The sequence below is a fragment of the Cellulosimicrobium sp. Marseille-Q8652 genome, assembly GCF_965112045.1.
On the sequence record NZ_CBCOPS010000002.1, the window covers coordinates 1,773,073 to 1,791,875 of the forward strand.

Annotated in this window: 14 protein-coding genes; 1 reads left to right on the forward strand and 13 read right to left on the reverse strand. The window is 74.6% G+C overall.

Annotation, left to right across the window (positions count from 1 at the left end; genetic code table 11):
• Nucleotides 1–28: 28 nt before the first annotated feature.
• From smc to ACWPWV_RS18020, 13 genes are all read right to left on the reverse strand, one after another.
• Nucleotides 29–3,601, reverse strand: a complete 3,573-nt coding sequence (smc, locus tag ACWPWV_RS17960) for a chromosome segregation protein SMC (protein WP_454044257.1) — start codon at nucleotides 3,599–3,601, stop codon at nucleotides 29–31.
• A gap of 208 nt (nucleotides 3,602–3,809) precedes the next feature.
• Entirely contained in the window at nucleotides 3,810–4,262 is a 453-nt protein-coding gene (ndk, locus tag ACWPWV_RS17965) for a nucleoside-diphosphate kinase (RefSeq protein WP_454044258.1), read from the reverse strand.
• 51 nt (nucleotides 4,263–4,313) lie between these two features.
• Nucleotides 4,314–4,814, reverse strand: coding sequence for a DUF4233 domain-containing protein (locus ACWPWV_RS17970; protein WP_454044259.1), 501 nt, complete (start codon nucleotides 4,812–4,814; stop codon nucleotides 4,314–4,316).
• A gap of 4 nt (nucleotides 4,815–4,818) precedes the next feature.
• Nucleotides 4,819–6,561, reverse strand: coding sequence for an MDR family MFS transporter (locus tag ACWPWV_RS17975; protein ID WP_454044260.1), 1,743 nt, complete (start codon nucleotides 6,559–6,561; stop codon nucleotides 4,819–4,821).
• Nucleotides 6,562–6,680: 119 nt separating this feature from the next.
• Nucleotides 6,681–7,310, reverse strand: a complete 630-nt coding sequence (locus ACWPWV_RS17980) for a TetR/AcrR family transcriptional regulator (protein WP_454044261.1) — start codon at nucleotides 7,308–7,310, stop codon at nucleotides 6,681–6,683.
• 66 nt (nucleotides 7,311–7,376) lie between these two features.
• Nucleotides 7,377–8,126 (reverse strand): dihydroxyacetone kinase phosphoryl donor subunit DhaM, encoded by a 750-nt coding sequence (gene dhaM, locus ACWPWV_RS17985; protein WP_454044262.1) that lies wholly within the window; start codon nucleotides 8,124–8,126, stop codon nucleotides 7,377–7,379.
• A 2-nt stretch (nucleotides 8,127–8,128) separates the two neighbouring features.
• Complete coding sequence (gene dhaL, locus ACWPWV_RS17990; RefSeq protein ID WP_454044263.1) at nucleotides 8,129–8,776, reverse strand: dihydroxyacetone kinase subunit DhaL; 648 nt, start codon at nucleotides 8,774–8,776, stop codon at nucleotides 8,129–8,131.
• A gap of 94 nt (nucleotides 8,777–8,870) precedes the next feature.
• Nucleotides 8,871–9,866 carry a dihydroxyacetone kinase subunit DhaK gene (dhaK, locus tag ACWPWV_RS17995; RefSeq protein WP_454044264.1) on the reverse strand — a complete coding sequence of 332 codons (996 nt, stop codon included), beginning with the start codon at nucleotides 9,864–9,866 and terminating at the stop codon, nucleotides 8,871–8,873.
• Nucleotides 9,867–9,966: 100 nt separating this feature from the next.
• The gene (locus tag ACWPWV_RS18000; protein WP_454044594.1) at nucleotides 9,967–11,271 is read right to left on the reverse strand and encodes a bifunctional folylpolyglutamate synthase/dihydrofolate synthase; all 1,305 of its coding nucleotides are present in this window, start codon (nucleotides 11,269–11,271) and stop codon (nucleotides 9,967–9,969) included.
• 110 nt (nucleotides 11,272–11,381) lie between these two features.
• Nucleotides 11,382–14,825 carry an isoleucine--tRNA ligase gene (ileS, locus tag ACWPWV_RS18005; RefSeq protein ID WP_454044265.1) on the reverse strand — a complete coding sequence of 1,148 codons (3,444 nt, stop codon included), beginning with the start codon at nucleotides 14,823–14,825 and terminating at the stop codon, nucleotides 11,382–11,384.
• Nucleotides 14,826–14,980: 155 nt separating this feature from the next.
• Entirely contained in the window at nucleotides 14,981–15,271 is a 291-nt protein-coding gene (locus ACWPWV_RS18010) for a hypothetical protein (RefSeq protein ID WP_454044266.1), read from the reverse strand.
• Between the two features lie 296 nt (nucleotides 15,272–15,567).
• On the reverse strand, nucleotides 15,568–17,106 hold the full coding sequence (locus tag ACWPWV_RS18015) for a molybdopterin-dependent oxidoreductase (RefSeq protein WP_454044267.1): 1,539 nt from the start codon (nucleotides 17,104–17,106) through the stop codon (nucleotides 15,568–15,570).
• Nucleotides 17,107–17,124: 18 nt separating this feature from the next.
• Nucleotides 17,125–17,802 carry a winged helix-turn-helix transcriptional regulator gene (locus tag ACWPWV_RS18020; RefSeq protein WP_454044268.1) on the reverse strand — a complete coding sequence of 226 codons (678 nt, stop codon included), beginning with the start codon at nucleotides 17,800–17,802 and terminating at the stop codon, nucleotides 17,125–17,127.
• A gap of 179 nt (nucleotides 17,803–17,981) precedes the next feature.
• Here ACWPWV_RS18020 and ACWPWV_RS18025 point away from each other — a divergent pair, with 179 nt between their 5' ends.
• A complete protein-coding gene (locus ACWPWV_RS18025; protein ID WP_454044269.1) occupies nucleotides 17,982–18,800 on the forward strand; it encodes a class I SAM-dependent methyltransferase in 819 nt (272 codons plus the stop codon).
• Nucleotides 18,801–18,803 lie beyond the last annotated feature (3 nt).

Consider the following 18,803-nt stretch of genomic DNA (forward strand, 5'->3'; position numbering starts at 1 on the left):
ACGCTGGCGGTTCGTCCCGGACGAGGAGTCACGCGGGCTGCGGCTCCTTCGCCTCGCGCAGGCGCTGGCTGATGACGGTCGTGACGCCGTCGCCGCGCATCGTCACGCCGTAGAGCGCGTCCGCGATCTCCATGGTGCGCTTCTGGTGCGTGACCACGATGAGCTGGGAGTCCTCCTGGAGCTCGCGGAAGATCTCGAGGAGCCGACCCAGGTTCACGTCGTCGAGCGCGGCCTCGACCTCGTCCATGACGTAGAACGGCGACGGCCGCGCCTTGAAGATCGCGACGAGCAGCGCGACGGCCGTGAGGGAGCGCTCGCCGCCGGACAGGAGCGAGAGCCGCTTGACCTTCTTGCCGGCCGGTCGGGCCTCGACCTCGATGCCCGTGGTGAGCAGGTCGTCGGGGTCCGTGAGGACGAGCCGGCCCTCGCCGCCCGGGAACATGCGCGCGAAGACGCGCTCGAACTGCTCGGCCGTGTCCCGGTACGCGTCCGCGAAGACCCGCTCGACCCGTTCGTCGATCTCCCGGACGATCTCGAGGAGGTCCGCGCGGGACTTCTTGAGGTCCGCGAGCTGGTCGGCGAGGAACTTGTGCCGCTCCTCGAGCGCTGCGAACTCCTCGAGCGCGAGCGGGTTGACCTTCCCGAGCCGGCCGAGGTCGCGCTCGGCGGCCTTGAGCCGCTTCTCCTGGGCTGCACGGTCGTAGGGCACGGCGCTCGGCGCGTCGTCCGCGCCGTCGCCCGCGCCCGCGACCGGCACCGGACGGTGCGGGCCGAACTCGTCGACGAGCACGTCCGGGTCGAGGCCGAGCTCGTCGACGCTGCGCGCCCGCAGCTGCTCGATGCGCAGCTGCTGCTGGGTGCGCGCGACCTCGTCGCGGTGCGCCACGTCGGTCAGCTCGCGCAGTCGCGACGCGAGCTCGTCGACCGCGGCGCGCGCCGCGGTCACTGCGGCGTCGTGCTCGACCCGCGCGGCCTCCGCGGCGTCGCGCTCGTCGCCCGCTCGCGAGAGCGAGCGCTCGAGGGCGGACAGGGCGAGCGCGGCGCCGTCGCGCACCGTGGCCGCGCGGCCCGCCTGGCGCGCGCGCAGCTCCTCGCGCCGTGCCGCGCGCTCCCGCGCGTCGCGCTCGGCCGCGGCCGCCCGGGCGAGCGCCTGGGCGCGACCGGCGACGGCGCGTGCCCGCTCCTCGCTCGTGCGCAGCGCGAGCCGCGCCTCGGTCTCGCGCGCCCGGGACTCCACCGCTCCGGCCGCGAGCCGGTCGCGCTCGGCGCCCGCGTCGGTCAGGGCGTCCTCCGACTGCTCCGGCGCGTCCTGCGCGGCGTCGAGCCGCTCGACGAGCGCGGAGAGCGCCGTCCGCGCCTCGTCCAGCCCGTCCGACGCCCGCGCGAGCGTCGCGCGCGCCCTCTCCGCCTCGGCCGCGGCCGATCGTGCGGCCGCCCCGAGGTGCCCGAGCTGCTCGGCGACCGCCGCGAGCTGGGCGTCCGACTCGTTGAGCCGTTCGAGCGTCTCCTCGTAGCGCCCGCGCGCCGCGGTCTCGGCCTCCCGGGCGGCGACGAGCGCGAACCGGGCACGCTCGGCGCGCGCGGTCGCCTCCCCGTGGGCGACCCGGGCCTCGTCCAGCGCGGACTGCAGGTGCAGGACGCTCGGCGCCGACGCGCTCCCGCCCCAGGCGCGCCCCGCCGCGAGCAGGTCACCGGCGCGGGTCACGGCGACGAGGTCGGGCCGCGTCCCGAGCAGCGCGCGCGCCTGCGCGAGGTCGTCGACGACGGCGACGCCCGCGAGCAGCTCGGCCACGGCGCGTCCGACCCCCCCGCTCGCGGTGACGACGTCGGCGGCCCACCGGACGCCGTCGGGCAGCGACGCCGCCGCCGTCCTCGGTCCGTCCCCCGCCCCGTCCTGGGCGACCACCAGCCCGGCGCGGCCCGCGTCCTCGGTGCGCAAGTACCGCAGCGCGTCGACCGCGGCGTCGACCGACTCGACCGTGACCGCGTCGGCCGCCGGACCGAGGGCGGCCGCGATCGCGTCCTCGTACCCCGACTCGATGCCGAGCATCGCCGCGAGCGAGCCCACGACGCCGACCTGGTCCGCGGCGAGCAGCGCCCCGGCGCCGTCCTTGCGGTCGAGGCTCAGCTCGAGCGCCTCGATGCGCGCGCTCCACGTGGCGCGCTCCTGCTCGGCGCGGCCCGCCTGCTCCTGCAGCGCCGTGACCTCCGCCGTCGTGCGCTCCACCTCGTCGGCCGCGGCCTCGTGCTCGGCGTCGAGCCCTTCCTCCCCCTCCTCGACACCCACGACCTGGGTCTCGAGGACGGCGAACTCCGTGCTCGCCTGCGCGCCGCGCCGCTCGGCCTCCGCGAGGGACTCGCGCAGCCGGCCGATCTCGGCCTCCGCCGCTTCCACGCGCGTGCGCTGCGCCGCGACCTGGCCCGCGAGGCGCGCGAGACCCTCGCGCCGGTCGGCGGCACCGCGCAGGAGCGTCGCGACGACGCGCTCCGCCTCGCCCGCGGACGCCTCCGCCTGCTCGCGCTCCGCGACGGCCGTCTCGAGCGCCGCGCGGGCACGGGCCACCTCGCCCTCGAGCTCCGCCTCGGTGGCCCGCACCCGCTCCGCCTGCCGGTCGAGGTCGTCGGGGTCCTGGCCGCGCTGGGCGGGCTCCGGGCGACCGAGGAGGCGCAGCCGCTCCTCCGCGAGCGTCTGCGTACCCCGCAGCCGCTCGCGCAGCGACGACAGCCGGTACCAGACGTCGGTCGCCGCCCCGAGCGCCGGGGCCGCTGCGGCGGCCTCGCGCTCGTGCGCCGCGAGGCGGTCCCGGGCGACGGCGAGCTCGCGCTCGACGTCGGCCTGCCGGGCGCGCAGCGCGGCCTCGTCCGCGATCTCCTGCTCGAGGGTCGCCGTGAGCTGGGCGAGGTCGTCGGCGAGGAGGCGCGCCCGTGCGTCGCGCACGTCGGCCTGGATGGTCGCGGCCTTGCGGGCGACCTCGGCCTGCCGCCCGAGCGGGCCGAGCTGGCGCCGCACCTCGGAGGTGAGGTCGGCGAGCCGCGTGAGGTTGGCCTGCATCGCGTCGAGCTTGCGGAGCGCCTTCTCCTTGCGCTTGCGGTGCTTGAGGACGCCCGCGGCCTCCTCGACGAACCCGCGGCGGTCCTCCGGCGTCGCGCGCAGCACCGCGTCGAGCTGTCCCTGCCCGACGATGACGTGCATCTCGCGCCCGAGGCCCGAGTCGGAGAGCAGGTCCTGGATGTCGAGCAGGCGGCACGGCGACCCGTTGATCGCGTACTCCGAGCCGCCGCTGCGGAACAGCGTGCGGGAGATCGTCACCTCGGTGTAGTCGATCGGCAGCGCGCCGTCGGTGTTGTCGATCGTCAGCGCGACCTCGGCGCGCCCGAGCGGCGGTCTACCGGTCGTGCCGGCGAAGATGACGTCCTCCATCTTGCCGCCGCGCAGCGTCTTCGCGCCCTGCTCCCCCATCACCCAGGCGAGCGCGTCGACGACGTTGGACTTGCCGGAGCCGTTCGGTCCGACGACGCACGTCACGCCGGGCTCGAAGCTCAGCGTCGTCGCCGAGGCGAACGACTTGAAGCCCCGGAGCGTCAGCGTCTTGAGGTGCACGGCCCGAGCCTAGACCGGCCTCCCCACGATCCCGCGCATCTCGGCGGCCGCGGGGAGAGCCCGGAGACGGCCGGCACCTCGCGACAGCCGGACGACGCGACGCACCGTACCGCCGCGCGGACGGGCCGAGCACGAGCGGGTGGACGGAGCGGGGGTGGGGCGGGTCGACGGCCCGCCCCTCCCCCGCGAAGGTGTCGGCGGTCGGTCCTCAGCCCAGCTCGGGGAACCAGAGCGCGATCTCGCGCGCGGCGGACTCCGGCGAGTCCGAGCCGTGCACGAGGTTCTGCTGGACCTTGAGGCCCCAGTCCCGGCCGAGGTCGCCACGGATCGTGCCGGGCGCCGCCTCCGTGGGGTTCGTGGCCCCGGCGAGCGAGCGGAAGCCGGGGATGACGCCCTGGCCCTCGGCCACGACGGCGAGGACCGGGCCCGACAGCATGAAGTCGACGAGCGGCTGGAAGAAGGGCTTGCCCTCGTGCTCGGCGTAGTGCGCGGCGAGCAGCTCCGGCGTGGCGTCGAGCAGGCGGACGGCGGCGAGGGTGTAGCCCTTGGTCTCGACGCGGCGGAGGATCTCGCCGGACAGCCCGCGGCGGACGCCGTCGGGCTTGACGAGGACGAGGGTGCGTTCGATCGTTTCGGTCACGGCGGGTGCGACGTCGGTCATGGCGGCGAGCCTACCGGGGAGCGTCGCGCGTCCCCCAACCGTCCGGACGGCTCAGCCGGCGTTCGGTGCCGTCTCGGGGTGCTCGGCGTCGTACGCGGCGCGCTCGCGGTCGATGCGGCCGCCGAGGCGCAGCGACACGATCCACAGCGCGACGAAGATGCCGCCCACGACGAACATCATCGGGACGACGAGGCCGAAGCCGAGCACGGGCACCTGCACGACCGACCCGCCGACGTACCCGCCGGGCGTGCCGACCATCCGGGACAGGACCACGAGCACGACGAAGAGCGCTCCCCCGACGATCCAGATCGACGCGGGGGTCGGCAGCTCGAGAGGTCCGCGCGAGTAGGGGATGTCCCGCAGACCGTAGGCGACCAGGGTCGCGAAGACGACGACGAAGGCCTCGAGGAGGAGCGTCGTCGACGCGAACTGCTCCTTCGCCGACTTCTTGGGCTTGATGCGGTCGCCCGGGGACGGGCGCACCGGCCCCGCCGCGCGGCCGTGGCGGGGCGGCTGCGGGGCGGGGGCCGGCGACGACGGGGTGGAGCTCACCCCGTCAGGATACCGGCGCGCCGTCGCGCGGGCGGTCGCCCGACGGCGTCTCCGGTCCGCGGTCGTCCGCGGCGTCGGCGGGCTCGCTGCCGACGACGGCCACGGCGGGCTCGCCCTGCTCGCCGTCGGTCACGGGCCGGGCCTGTCCCGGGTCGGCGACGGCCTCGCCGCGCGCGACCATCCCCGCGACGTCGGACAGGTGGACCTCCTTGAGGAACAGCGCGAGCACGAACCCGACGAGGACGAGCGGCACGAGGTACCAGAACGCCGGCGCGAGCGCGTCGGTGAAGGCGTCGACGACGCCGGTGTGCACGGGCTCGGGGAGCGCCTGCACCACCTCCGGCGTGAGCGACGAGCCCTCCGCGCCCGCGGGCGCGGCACCCGCCGGCAGGCCGGCGAGCACGCCCTCGAGGTTGTCGGCGAGGCGCGACGTGAAGATCGTCGAGAAGAGCGCCGTGCCGACGGCCGCGCCGATCTCGCGGAAGAAGTTGTTCGCGCTGGTCGCGGTGCCGATCTCGTGCGGGTCGACGGAGTTCTGGACGGCCAGGACGATCGTCTGCATGACGAGGCCCATGCCCGCGCCCATGACGAAGATCATCGCGCCGAACAGCCACATCGACATGTCGCCGGTGATCTGCGTGAGCCACATCATGCCGAGCGCGGTGATCGCCAGGCCCGCGATCGGGAAGACCCGGTAGCGACCGGTCTTCGTGATCGCGATCCCCGAGCCGATGGCCGTGAGCATGACGCCGACCATCATCGGCAGCATGAGGAAGCCGGACTCGGTCACGCCCGCGCCGGTCGACATCTGCAGGAACGTCGGGAGGAACGCGAGCGCGGAGAACATGCCCATGCCGAGCACGAGGCCGATGAGGGTCGCGATGGTGAACGTCGAGTTCTTGAACAGGTGCAGCGGGAGGAGCGGCTCCTCGGCGCGGTTCTCGACGACGACGAACGCCGCGACGGACACGACGACCGCCGCGACGAGGCCGAGCAGCCACGGGTCGGACCAGTCGTAGCCGCGCGACGAGGTGAGCGACTCCCAGCTCGTGACGAGGACGATGCCCGACGTCGCGACGACCATGAAGAAGATGCCCGCGACGTCGATCCTGCGCCCGGAGCGGTGCGTCGGGAGCTTCAGCGCGACCCAGCCGACGACGAACGCGGCGATGCCGATCGGGACGTTGATCCAGAACGCCCAGCGCCAGCCGGGCCCCTCGGTGAACCAGCCGCCGAGGAGCGGGCCGATCACGGCGGCGATGCCGAACAGGGCGCCCATCGGGCCCATGTACTTGCCGCGGTCCTTGGCGGGCACGATGTCCGCGATGATGGCCTGCGAGAGGATCATCAGGCCACCGCCGCCGAGACCCTGCACGCCGCGCCACGCGACGAGCTCGGGGAACGACTGCGCGAACCCCGCCCCCGCGGAGGCGACGGTGAACAGGCCGATCGCGACGAGGAACGGCCAGCGCCGGCCCCACAGGTCGCCGAACTTGCCGTAGAGCGGCATGACGATCGCGATCGCGAGGATGTACGCGGTGATGACCCAGCCCTGGTGCTCCACGCCGTGGAGCTCCCCGACGATCGTGGGCATCGCGGTGCCGACGATCGACTGGTCGAGCGAGGACAGGAACATCGACGCCATGAGGGCGCCGAAGATCACCCACACGGTGCGCGGGGTGAGCACGACGAGCGGCTTGCCGCCGTCCGTCGGGGCCGCGGGCGAGGCGGTCTGAGGGCTGGACATGGGGGTTCCACTTCGGTCGGGACGGGGCACGCGCGCCGCCGGGCTCGCGGGCCCGTCGTCGGGGGATGGTGCGGGGTGGGCCGGCAGGCCTGCCGGTCGGGGGGATCGCGCGGGCGCGGTCAGTCGTGCGGCGCGGGGGCGAGGAGCGAGCGGAGCTGGCTCACCACGTCCTCCAGGTGGTCCACGGGGCTGCCCTCGCCGCCGCCCTTCTGCCACTCCAGCGCGCTCACGCGCAGCAGGGTCATGACGACGAGGGCGAGCAGCTCCGGGTCGGCCGCGTACGGCAGGGCGAGCCGGCGCGCGGTGAAGAGCTCGACCATCTCGGCACGGTGCTCCTCGACCCAGGCGACGTGCCGCACGAGGAGCCGCGGCTCGCGCGTGACGAGCTCGAGCGTGCACTGCATGCGTTCCGGCGTGACCACCTGACGGCCGAGCACGTCCGCCACGAGCACGGACAGGTCGTCCAGGAGGACGCCGGTCGGTCCACCGTCGACGAACGCCGCGGCGACCTCGGGCCGGATCTCGAACGGCTCGAGGCCGAGCACGGCGTCGTCCTTCGACGGGAAGTAGTTGAAGAAGGTGCGGGGCGAGACACCGACGGCGTCGCAGATGTCGTCGACGGTCACGGCGTCGAGCCCGCGCTCGAGCACGAGGCGCTGGGCGGCGCCGACGAGCTCGTCGTGCCGGCGCCGCTTCTTGCGGGCGCGGAGCCCGCTCGCGGTGTCGGGGGTCGACGAGGTGGTGATCACCCGTCGATTATTGCAGCCGACGCAATTTTGCACCAGCTGCAAGAAGACGTGCGCTCCGTCACACGCTCAGACCTCGCCGAAGCCACCCTCGACCGCTCGGACGACGGCGTCCAGCGCCTCGCGTGCCTGGACCCCGTCCGCGCGCACCGTGAGCTCCTGGCCGCCCGTGGCACCGAGCTTCATGAGCTCGAGCACGCTCGCGCCGTTCACGCCCTCGATCGTCACGGAGGCGTCGTAGCCGGCGATGAGCCGCGCCAGGACAGCCGCGGGACGGGCGTGCAGGCCCAGCGGGTTGCGCAGGGTCACGCGGGCGACGGCACCTCCACCGTCCGTCCCCTCGCCCGTCGGGGCCGCGCCGCCGTCCGGCGCCGCCTCCGACGCGTCGTCGACGCGGGCCGGGGCGAACGTGCTCCCCGCGTGCTCCGCCGAGGCGAGGACCTCCGGGACCGTCCCTCCGCCGTGGGCGGTCACGGCCGCGGCCACCGCACCCTCGACGAACGGGGCGTCGGCGAGCGCGACGCGCCCGTCCAGGTCCTCCTCGACGTCGAGCACCGACTCCACCGTCATGACGGCCGACCCGAGGTCGGCCAGGACGACCACGCCGTCCGCCACCGCGAGCGCCTCCGACACGGCGCCGGCCACGCGGTCGTAGCTCGTCCCGAGCCCGCCGTCGTCCGTCCCGCCGGCGGCGAGCAGCAGGACGCCGGGGGCCATCTGGGCGGCGAGCTCGACCGCGCCCTGGGCCAGTCGCTGGGAGTGGGAGACGAGCACGAGCGCCACGCGGGCGCGCGCGGGCGCCGGACCACCGCCCGCCATGCTCAGGCCGCCCCGCGCGATCCCGCGGCCGCGTCGCGCGCGGCCTCGAGCAGGATCGCCGTGGACGTCGCGCCCGGGTCCTGGTGGTCCGCGCTGCGCTCCCCGAGATAGCTCGCCCGCCCCTTCGTGGCCACGAGCGGCACGGTCGCCTCGGCACCGGCCCGCGCGGCGCGCGCCGCGGCGTCGAGCACCTCGGCGGTCGTCGCGCCGTCGTGCGCCGCCGCCTCGGCGGCGTCGACCGCGGGCTGCCACGCGTCGACCATGGTCTTCTCCCCCACGACCGCCTTGCCGCGCGCGGTGATGCCCTCCAGCGCGCCCTCGAGCAGCGCGACGACACCCTGGGGGTCGAGCTCCGCGAGGCCCGTGACCTTGGCGGCACGCAGGTACGCGGTGCCGTAGAGAGGGCCGGAGGCACCGCCGACCGAGGACATGAGCGTGGTCGCGACGAGCTTGAGGACGTCCCCGATCTGCTCGGGCGTCTCCGTCACGTCGAGCTTGGCCACCACCGCCCGGTAGCCCCGGTCGAGGTTCTCGCCGTGGTCGCCGTCCCCGATCTGCCGGTCCAGCTCCGTCAGCTCGTCCTTCGACGCCGCGATCCGCTCGGCGCTCAGCCGAGCCCAACGGTCCGCCCAGGCCACGTCCAGCGTCATGCCCCACCTCTCCTTGCCGCAGAACCGGCGGTGCCGCCGGCTCCGGAGACCACGCTCGTCGCGGACGGGCGACCGATGACCGGCACCCGGTCGGTCACCAGTGCAGCGCAGGCGTGCGGACGGGAGCGTCCCACAGCGTGGTGAGCTCGTCGTCCAGGCGCAGCACGGTCACCGACGCCCCCTGCATCTCCAGCGACGTGACGTAGTTGCCCACGAGCGACCGCGTGACACGCACGCCGCGCTCCTCGAGCAGTCTCCTCGCCCGACCATAGACGACGTACAGCTCGGACAACGGGGTACCGCCCATTCCGTTAACGAACAGCAACACGTCCTCCCCGCCCGTGAGCCCGAGGTCGTCGGCGACCGGGTCGAGCAGCATCTGCGTCACCTCGTCCGCCGGAGCGAGGGGCACGCGGTGCCGCCCCGGCTCCCCGTGGATGCCGATGCCGATCTCCACCTCGTCGTCGCCGAGGTCGAAGCTCGGCCGCCCGACGTGGGGCACGGTGCACGCCGTGAGCGCGACGCCCATCGAGCGGACGTTCGCCACGACCCTGCCCGCGATCTCGGTGACGGCCCCCAGGTCGTCGCCCCGCTCTGCCGCGGCACCCGCGATCTTCTCGACGCACACCGTCCCCGCCACCCCGCGGCGGCCGGCGGTGTACAGCGAGTCCTCGACGGCGACGTCGTCGTTGACGAGGATGCTCGTGGCCTGCGTCCCCTCGGCCTCGACGAGCTCGAGCGCCGTCTCGAAGTTGAGCACGTCCCCCGTGTAGTTCTTGACGATCGCCAGCACGCCCGCGCCCGAGTCGGCCGCGAGGACCGCGGGCACGATCTGGTCCGGGGTCGGCGAGGTGAAGACCGCGCCGGGCACCGCGGCGTCGAGCATGCCCGCGCCCACGAAGCCCGCGTGCAGCGGCTCGTGGCCCGACCCCCCGCCCGAGACGAGCCCGACCTTGCCCGCCACCGCACCTCCGGCGCGCGTGACGAACGGCGGGGAGAGGTGCACCTCGACGAGGTCGGCGTGGGCGAGACCGAAGCCGGCGAGCGACTCCGTCACCGCGTCCTGGGCGTCGTTGAGCAGCTTCTTCACGGTCGTCCCTCCGTCGTCTGTCGCCGACGACGCCGGGCCTGCCCCGCCCGACGGCGCTGGGACCATCAAACACCCGGGCGACGGACGGCGCGCGCCGGTGTCAGCCGCGCCCGAGCAGGATGCGCGCGTCGGCGACCGTGACGACGGAACCGGTCACGAGCACGCCCGTCCCGGTGCCCACGCCCACGGGGTCGGCGGCCTCCGCGAGGTCGACGGCGATCTGCAGCGCCTCGTCGAGCCGCTCCGTGCTGCGCACCCGGTCCTCGCCGAAGACGTCCGCGGCGAGCTCGGCGAGCTCGGTGACGTCGGCCGACCGCTCGGAGCTGTTCCGGGTGACGACGACCTCCGCCAGGACGGGCTCGAGCGCGGCGAGGAGGGCCTCGGCGTCCTTGTCCCCCATGATCCCCACGACCCCGACGAGATGACGGAAGTCGAACGCCTCGTCGAGCGCGGCGACGAGCGCCTCGGCCCCCGCGGCGTTGTGCGCGGCGTCGACGAGGACCGCCGGGCTCGACCGCACGACCTCGAGGCGGCCCGGTGACGTCACGTCCGCGAACGCCGCCTCGACGAGAGCGCCGTCGAGCGAGCGCCCGCCCAGCAGCGTCTCGACGGCCGTCAGGCCGAGCAGCGCGTTGTGCGCCTGGTGCGCCCCGTGCAGCGGGAGGAAGACCTCGGTGTAGAGCGCCGCGGGCGTGCGCAGGTCGAGCAGCTGCCCGCCCACCGCCACGTGCCGCTGCGCGACCTCGAGGTCGACGCCCTCCTGCAGCGCCCGGGCCCCGACCCGGCGTGCGCGGTCGAGCACGACCTCGAGCACCTCGGGCTCCTGCTCGGCGACGACGACGGTCGCGCCGTCCTTGACGATGCCGGCCTTGTTGGCGGCGATCTCCTCGAGCGTGCTGCCCAGCCACCGCTCGTGGTCGTGCGCGACGGGCGTGACCACCGCGACCTCGCCGTCGACGACGTTGGTCGAGTCCCACGTCCCGCCGAGGCCGACCTCGACCACCGCCACGTCGACGGGAGCGTCGGCGAACGCCGCGAGCGCCATGACCGTGAGCACCTCGAAGAAGCTGAGGCGCGGCCCGCCCGCCTCCTGCGACTCCCGGTCCACGACGCCCACGTACGGGGCGACGTCCTCCCACACCTCGACGAACCGGCGCGCGGAGAGCGGCTCCCCGTCGACCTGGATGCGCTCGGTGACGCTGGTCAGGTGCGGGCTCGTGAAGAGACCGGTGCGCAGCCCGTGCTCGCGCACGAGGCGCTCGACGACGCGGGCCGTCGAGCTCTTGCCGTTCGTCCCCGTGACGTGGACGGACCGGTACGCGCGGTGCGGGTCGCCGAGCAGCTCGAGGACGCGCCGCACGCGGTCGAGCGTCGGGTCGATGTCGTGCTCGGGCGCACGGGCCATGACGTGCGCGTACACCTCGCGCAGCGACTCCTGCGCGGCCGCGTCCTCGGCCTTCTCGCGTGCCGTCGCCGCGGGCCTCCTGCCGGTCGGCCGCCTCTCGTCCCTCGCGCTCACGCCGTCACCCCGTCCGTCTCGCTCGTCCCGCGGCTGCCCGCCTTCTCGACCCGCACCGCGCGCTGGTCCGTCGGCGACGTGTCGACCACGACCTCCACCGCGAGCGTCTCGCGCGCCACGAGGTCGCGGTGCTCCGTGACCGCGCCGACCCACTGCGCAGGCACGTCGAGCGACAGGTGGATGCGGTCGGCGACGTCGAGCCCTGCGGCCTTGCGCGCGTCCTGCACGTCCCGGACGACGTCGCGCGCGTAGCCCTCGGCGAGGAGCGCGTCGTCGAGCACGAGGTCGAGCACGACGAACCCGCCACCCGACAGCACCGCGGCCGCGACCGTCGGCCCGCCGTCGGCCGCGTCCCCTCCGTCACGTGCGGCCACGACCGTCGCGAGCTCGTACTCGCCCTCGACGAGCGGCACGTCGCCGTCCGGCGTCGTCACGACGACGGTGCCGTCCTCGTCCTGGCGCCACGCCCCGGCCTTCGCGGCCTGGATCGCCGCCTGCACGCCGCGCCCGAGACGCGGACCGGCCTTGCGGGCGTTGACCGCGAGGCGCTGCGTGACGCCGAACCGCTCGGCCGCGTCGGAGTCCGTGGGCTCGAGCTCGACGCTCTTGACGTTGAGCTCGCGCGCGAGCAGGTCCGTGTACGGCGCGAGCGCCGCCGGGTCGTCGACGACGACCGTGAGCCGGGCGAGGGGCTGGCGCACGCGCAGCTGGTGCGCCTTGCGCAGGCCGAGCGCGGACGAGGCGACCGCCCGCACCTCGTCCATCGCGGCGACGAGCGCGTCGTCGGCGACCAGGCCCGCGTCCGCCTCCGCGCCGTCGACCGTCGGCCAGTCGACGAGGTGCACGGACCTGCCGCCGGTGAGGCCGCGCCAGACCTCCTCGGACAGCAGGGGCGCGAGCGGCGCCATGACGCGCGTGAGCGTCTCGAGCGCGGTGTACAGGGTGTCGAACGCGTCCGCGTCCTCCGCCCAGAACCGGTCGCGCTGCGTGCGCACGTACCAGTTGGTCAGCACGTCGAGGTGGTCGCGCACCGTCTCGCACGCGCCGGCGATGTCGTACGCGTCGAGCTGGGCGGTGACGCGGGCGACGAGGTCGTGCGTGCGCGCGAGCAGGTACCGGTCGAGCGCCGGCAGCCCGGGCACGCGGTCGGGCTCGACGCGCCGGGCGACGTACCCGCCGGTGCCGGGGTCCGACGACCCGGCACGCGCCTGGGCCTTGGAGCTGTTCGCGTACAGGGTGAAGAAGTAGTAGGTGCTCCAGAGCGGGAGCAGCACCTGGCGCACGGAGTCGCGGATCCCGTCCTCGGTGACCACGAGGTTCCCGCCGCGCAGGATGGGCGAGCTCATGAGGAACCAGCGCATCGCGTCGGAGCCGTCGCGGTCGAAGACCTCGTTGACGTCCGGGTAGTTGCGCAGCGACTTGCTCATCTTGCGGCCGTCCGAGCCGAGCACGATGCCGTGCGACACGGCGGAGCGGAACGCCGGACGGTCGAACAGGGCCGTCGCGAGGACGTGCAGCGTGTAGAACCAGCCGCGCGTCTGGCCGATGTACTCGACGATGAAGTCGCCCGGGTTGTGGTGCTCGAACCAGTCCGCGTTCTCGAACGGGTAGTGCACCTGCGCGTAGGGCATCGACCCGGAGTCGAACCACACGTCGAGGACGTCCTCGACGCGGCGCATCGTCGAGCGGCCGGTCGGGTCGTCCGGGTTGGGACGCGTCAGCCGGTCGACGAACGGCCGGTGCAGGTCCGGTACGCCGTCCTCGTCGCGCGGCAGCGTGCCGAAGTCGCGCTCGATGTCCTCGAAGGACCCGTAGACGTCGACGCGGGGGTACTGGGGGTCGTCGGACTTCCACACGGGCACCGGGCTGCCCCAGAAGCGGTTGCGCGTGATCGACCAGTCGCGCGCGTTCTCGAGCCACTTGCCGAACTGGCCGTGCTGGATGTGCTCCGGCGTCCACGCGATCTGCTCGTTGAGCTCGACCATGCGGTCCTTGAACGTCGAGACCGCGACGAACCAGGAGGAGACGCCCATGTAGATGAGCGGCTGCCGGCAGCGCCAGCAGTGCGGGTAGGAGTGCGCGTACGACTCGCGGCGCAGCAGGACCGTTCCCGGGCTCGTCGCACCGAGCGCCACGTCGGGCACCTGCTCGCTGTCGCGACCGAACCGCAGCCGGGCGGCGTCGTGGCGCGTCCGCCCCTTGAGGTGGTCGATGATGAGCGCGTTCGCGTCGAAGACCTGCAGGCTCTCGTAGTCGACCACGGGGAAGGTGAACTTCCCGTCGGGACCCACCGGCAGCACCGGCTCGATGCCCTCGCGGTCCGAGACGAGCTTGTCGTCCTCGCCGAACGCGCCGGCGCCGTGCACGAGTCCCGTGCCGTCCGTCGTCGTGACGAAGTCGGCCTCGACGACGCGGTGCGCGTTCGCGTGGCCGGCGTAGTAGGAGAACGGCGGGGTGTACGAGCGGCCGAGGAGGTCGGTGCCCTTGAGCCGCTCGACCACCTGGGTCGTGACGTCGCCCTCGGTGCCGTCCGCGCCGGGGTCGGTGAGCTCGCGCGCGTACGCCTGCAGGCGCGCCTCGGCGATCACGTAGCGCTCCTTCACGCCGGTCGCCGACGACTCGACGACGACGTAGTCGACGTCCGGACCGACCATGACGACGAGGTTGGACGGGAGCGTCCACGGCGTCGTCGTCCAGACGAGCGCGAGCTCGCCCGTCACGAGGCGCAGGCCGACGGTGACGGCCGGGTCCTGGCGAACCTGGTACACGTCGTCGTCCATGCGCAGCTCGTGGTTGGACAGCGGCGTCTGGTCGTTCCAGCAGTACGGCAGCACACGGAAGCCCTCGTAGACGAGGCCCTTCTCGTGCAGCTGCTTGAACGCCCACATTACCGACTCCATGAACGTCGGGTCGAGCGTCTTGTAGTCGTGCTCGAAGTCGACCCAGCGCGCCTGGCGCGTCACGTAGTCGCGCCACTCCCCCGTGTACCGGAGCACCGACGCGCGGCACGCGTCGTTGAACCGCTCGATCCCCAGCTCGAGGATCTCCTCCTTGGTCTTGATCCCGAGCTGGTCCATCGCCTCGAGCTCGGCCGGGAGGCCGTGCGTGTCCCACCCGAAGCGGCGCTCGACACGCTTGCCGCGCATCGTCTGGTAGCGCGGCACGACGTCCTTCGCGTACCCGGTGAGCAGGTGGCCGTAGTGCGGGAGGCCGTTGGCGAACGGCGGGCCGTCGTAGAAGACGAACTCGTTGGCGCCGTCGTCGCCCGCGGGGTTGCGCTCGACCGACGCGCGGAACGTGTCGTCCGCCTCCCAGTACGCGAGGACCTCGCGCTCGATCGCCGGGAGGTCCGGCGACGCGGGGACGCCGAACGACGCGCCGGCATGGGTCTCGACGGTGCCCTCGGCAGGGGCGGGCGGACGGTGCAGCGGGTAGGCCATGGTCTCGAGGCTCCGATGAGTGGTGGTCCGGGTCGTGCTCTCCTGCGAGGACGACGTCCCAGCCCCGGAGGGATGGGTGCCGCGGTACCACCTCGCTTGCCGGCGCGGACGCCGACCGCTCGTCGAAGGCTGTGACGGGCCTGCCCCGTCCGGTTCTACTGAGGACCGCTCTCCGACGCGTGCGCGACGGCGCGGGTCCCGTTCTTCCGGAGGCTCGCCGGTGATGGCCGGGTCGACGCCTGTGCGTCCATGGTAGCGGGGGCGTGCAACCCGGCGCGCCGCTCCGCGGGGTCGACGGCCCGGGCGCGGCGCCGGGCGGAGTACGCGTCGATGTCGCGCGCGACGAGCCACTCGAGCGTCAGCGGCGGCGTGGCGGGCGGCGCGTCCTGCGGTGCGGGCCGACCGGCGGGTCGACGGCTCGGTGCGGGGATGCCGGGGAGGTACATGGTGGTCTCGCGTCCTTCGGTGACGGGCGTCAGGGAGGCAGACCGGTTCCGCGCGTGCGAGTCATCGATGGCTCTCACGGGAGACCGGCGACCGTCGCGCCCCTGCGCGCCGTGCCCGGCGGGTTCGTCGGGCTACCGGGAGGGAGGGGCGGGAGGCTGCTCGCGGACACCTGGTCGGCTGCGCGTGGCGCCGCGAGCCGTCAACAACAGGACGAGGCCGGGGCGACCTGCGCGCGCGCGACGACGAGCGTGCTGCTCGTGGGGCGCGCGGTGGAGGTCACGCGGACATGCTGCCATCAGCCGACGCGGACGTCCACCTCGTGCCAGCCGCTCGCGCCGTCGGGTGCGGGAGCCGCGACGTCGGCGGTCTGCACCTCGCCGTCCGCGTCCGTCGCGCGGACCGTCAGGCGGTGGTCGCCGCCATCGGCGTCCCACGCGTACGACCACTGCCGCCAGGTGTCCGGGCCGACCGTCTCGGCGAGGGTCGCGCGCTCCCACGGGCCGTCGTCGACCCGGACCTCGACGGCCTCGATCCCGGCGTGCTGCGCCCACGCGACTCCCGCGACGGTGACCTCGCCCGCGTCGACGGACGTGCTGGCGCGCGGCGTGTCGATGCGGGACGCGATCTTGATCGGGCCGCGCTCGCTCCACCCTCTGGTGGACCAGTAGGCGACGTCGTCGGCGAACGTCGTGACCCGGAGCTCCGTGACCCACTTCGTCGCGGAGACGTACCCGTACAGGCCCGGGACGACGAGCCGCGCGGGGAACCCGTGCTCGGCGGGCAGCGGCTCCCCGTTCATCCCCACCGCGAGGAGGCACTCGCGCCCCTCGTCCTGGAGCACGTCGAGCGGGGTGCTCGCGGTCCACCCGTCGGCGCTCGTGGACAGGACCATGTCGGCGCCGGCCTGCACGCCGGCGCGTGCGAGGAGGTCGCGCACCGGGTAGCCGAGCCACAGCGCGTTGCCCACGAGGTCGCCGCCGACCGGGTTCGAGACGCACGTGAGCGTCAGGTGGTGCTCGACGAGCGGGAGCGCCAGGAGCTCGTCGAGCGTGATCTCGAACGGCTCGTCGACGAGCCCGGTGACGCGCAGCGTCCAGGAGCCCGGGTCGACCTGCGGCACGCGCAGCGCCGTGTCGATGCGGTAGAAGTCGTCGTTCGGCGTGACGTACGGGGCGAGGCCGGGGACGCCCAGGTCGGCGCCGGCCGGGACGGCAGGGGCCGCGACCGACGGCGCGGGCAGCCGCAGGGCCTCCCGCGCGGCGGTCACCGCGCGGGACCCGGCCGACACGGCGCGCGACGTCGCGAGGGCCACGACGCCCGCCGCGGCGGCGAGGCCCGCGACCAGGAGGAAGCGCCGCCGGTCGAGACCACCCCCCGCCGCCCGCGTGGGCGCCGTGGCGCGCAGGGTGCCCACCTCCGCGCGCAGCAGCAGGACGGCGACGACGACCCCGACCACCGTGGGCAGCGCCCACGCGGGGCTCGCCCCCGGCCGGGTCCCGGCGACGACCGCGCCGACCGCTCCCACGGCACCCAGGAGCACCGAGCCGCCCGGCGGACGGCGCAGCTCGAGCCACCCCGCGAGGGCCGCCCCGGCCGCCAGCACGACCCCCATCGTCCCGAGCAGGACCGCCTTGTCCGCCGTGCCGAACGTGGCGATGGCCCACTCCTTGAGCGGCGCGGGGACGACGTCGACGACGCCCGCCCCGGCGGCGAACAGCGGGCTCGACCCGGGCGCGACCAGCGCGGCCACGAGCTCGGCGACGGCGAACCCGACGGCTGCGGCGACGACGCCTGCGAGCGCCGCGAGCAGCGAGGGGTGCCGGTGGGAGGTCATGGTTCCAGCCTGGCACGCCTACGCGGCGGGCCGGGGCACGCGCGCGAGGTCCGACTGCCCGAGCCACGCGGGCAGGCTGCGGCGTGCGGCGACCGGTCCGTCGAGCACCACGTCACCGCTGCGCAGCGCGCGCTCCCACGTCGTGTCGCCCCGCCACACGTGCGTGAGGGCGCGCAGACCGGAGCGGACGACGACCGCCGGGTCGAGGCCGGGGTCGACGTCGCACAGGTCCGCGTCACCGTCGCGCACGACGAGCCACCAACGTGCGACCCGCGCCTCGACGTCGTCGAGCCGGAACTCGACGACGGTGGGCTCGCGCGGCCAGGTGGCCACCGGGACGGTGCGCCGCACGTCCCAGAACAGCAGGTGCGGGTCGAGGTCCTCCTCGCCGAGCTCGCTGATCCAGCGCGCGCCCCACGCACCGAGCGACTCGACGACGGGGCGCAGCTCCTCGCCGGCCGCCGTCAGCCGGTACGCCGACCGGCCCCCGGCCTCGGAGCGGCGGACCACGCCCGCGCGCTCGAGCGTGCGCAGGCGCTTGGCGAGGAGCGCCGGCGACATCTTCGGGTTCCCGCGCCGCAGCTCGTTGAAGCGCGTGCTCCCGGCGAGGAGCTCGCGCACGACCAGCAGGGTCCAGCGCTCGTCGAGCACCTCCATGGCCTTGGCCACCGGGCAGAACTGGCCGTACGTCGCCATCGCCGCCTCCTCGTCCGCTCCTCCAGTAGACGCCCCGGCACGGAACCGCACCAGTGCCCGCGGAGCGGGCGTGACGGTACAGATCCAGCACTGGATGCCACGAGGAGGGAGCGCGAGCCTGGGGTGACGTGACCCACCCCGACGGCCCGCCACCGCGGGCACGGCAGCAGGAGAAGCAGATGACGGACACCGTGGTCCTCTCGGACCTCAAGGCGAAGCACCGCGCGATGTGGGCGTCCGGGGACTACCCGGCCGTCGCGGCCGAGGTGGTGCACGACCTCGGCGAGGACCTCGTCGACGCGTGCGGCGTGCACGCGGGCCAGCGCGTGCTGGACGTCGCGGCGGGGACGGGCAACGCGGCGATCGCGGCCGCGGCGCGCGGCGCGGACGTCGTCGCGACCGACCTCACCCCCGAGCTGCTCGACGCCGGGCGGCAGGTGGCCGCCGAGCGCGGCGTCGACCTCGTGTGGAGCCAGGCGGACGCCGAGGAGCTCCCGTTCGAGGACGCGTCGTTCGACGTCGTCCTCTCGGCCATCGGCGTCATGTTCGCGCCGCACCACCAGGAGGCCGCGGACGAGCTCGTGCGCGTCGCGCGCCCCGGCGGGACGATCGCGCTGGCGAGCTGGACGCCCGGCGGGTTCATCGGGCAGATGTTCGCGACGATGAAGCCCTTCGCGCCCGCTCCCCCGCCGGGGGCCCAGCCGCCGCCCCGGTGGGGCGACGACGCGCACGTGCGGTCGCTGCTGGGCGACCGCGTGACCGACGTCCGGGCGGAGCTGCGGACGCTGCCCGTCACGCTGTTCGCGGACGGCGAGGAGTTCCGCGCGTACTTCGCCTCCCGGTACGGGCCCACCATCGCGGTGCGCCGGAGCCTCGAGGGCGACCCCGACCGGCTGGCCGAGCTCGACGCGGCGCTGCGCGACCTCGGGGACCGGTCCCTCGACGCCGACGGGGCGATGCGCTGGGAGTACCTGCTCCTCGTGGCGACCCGGGCCTGAGCC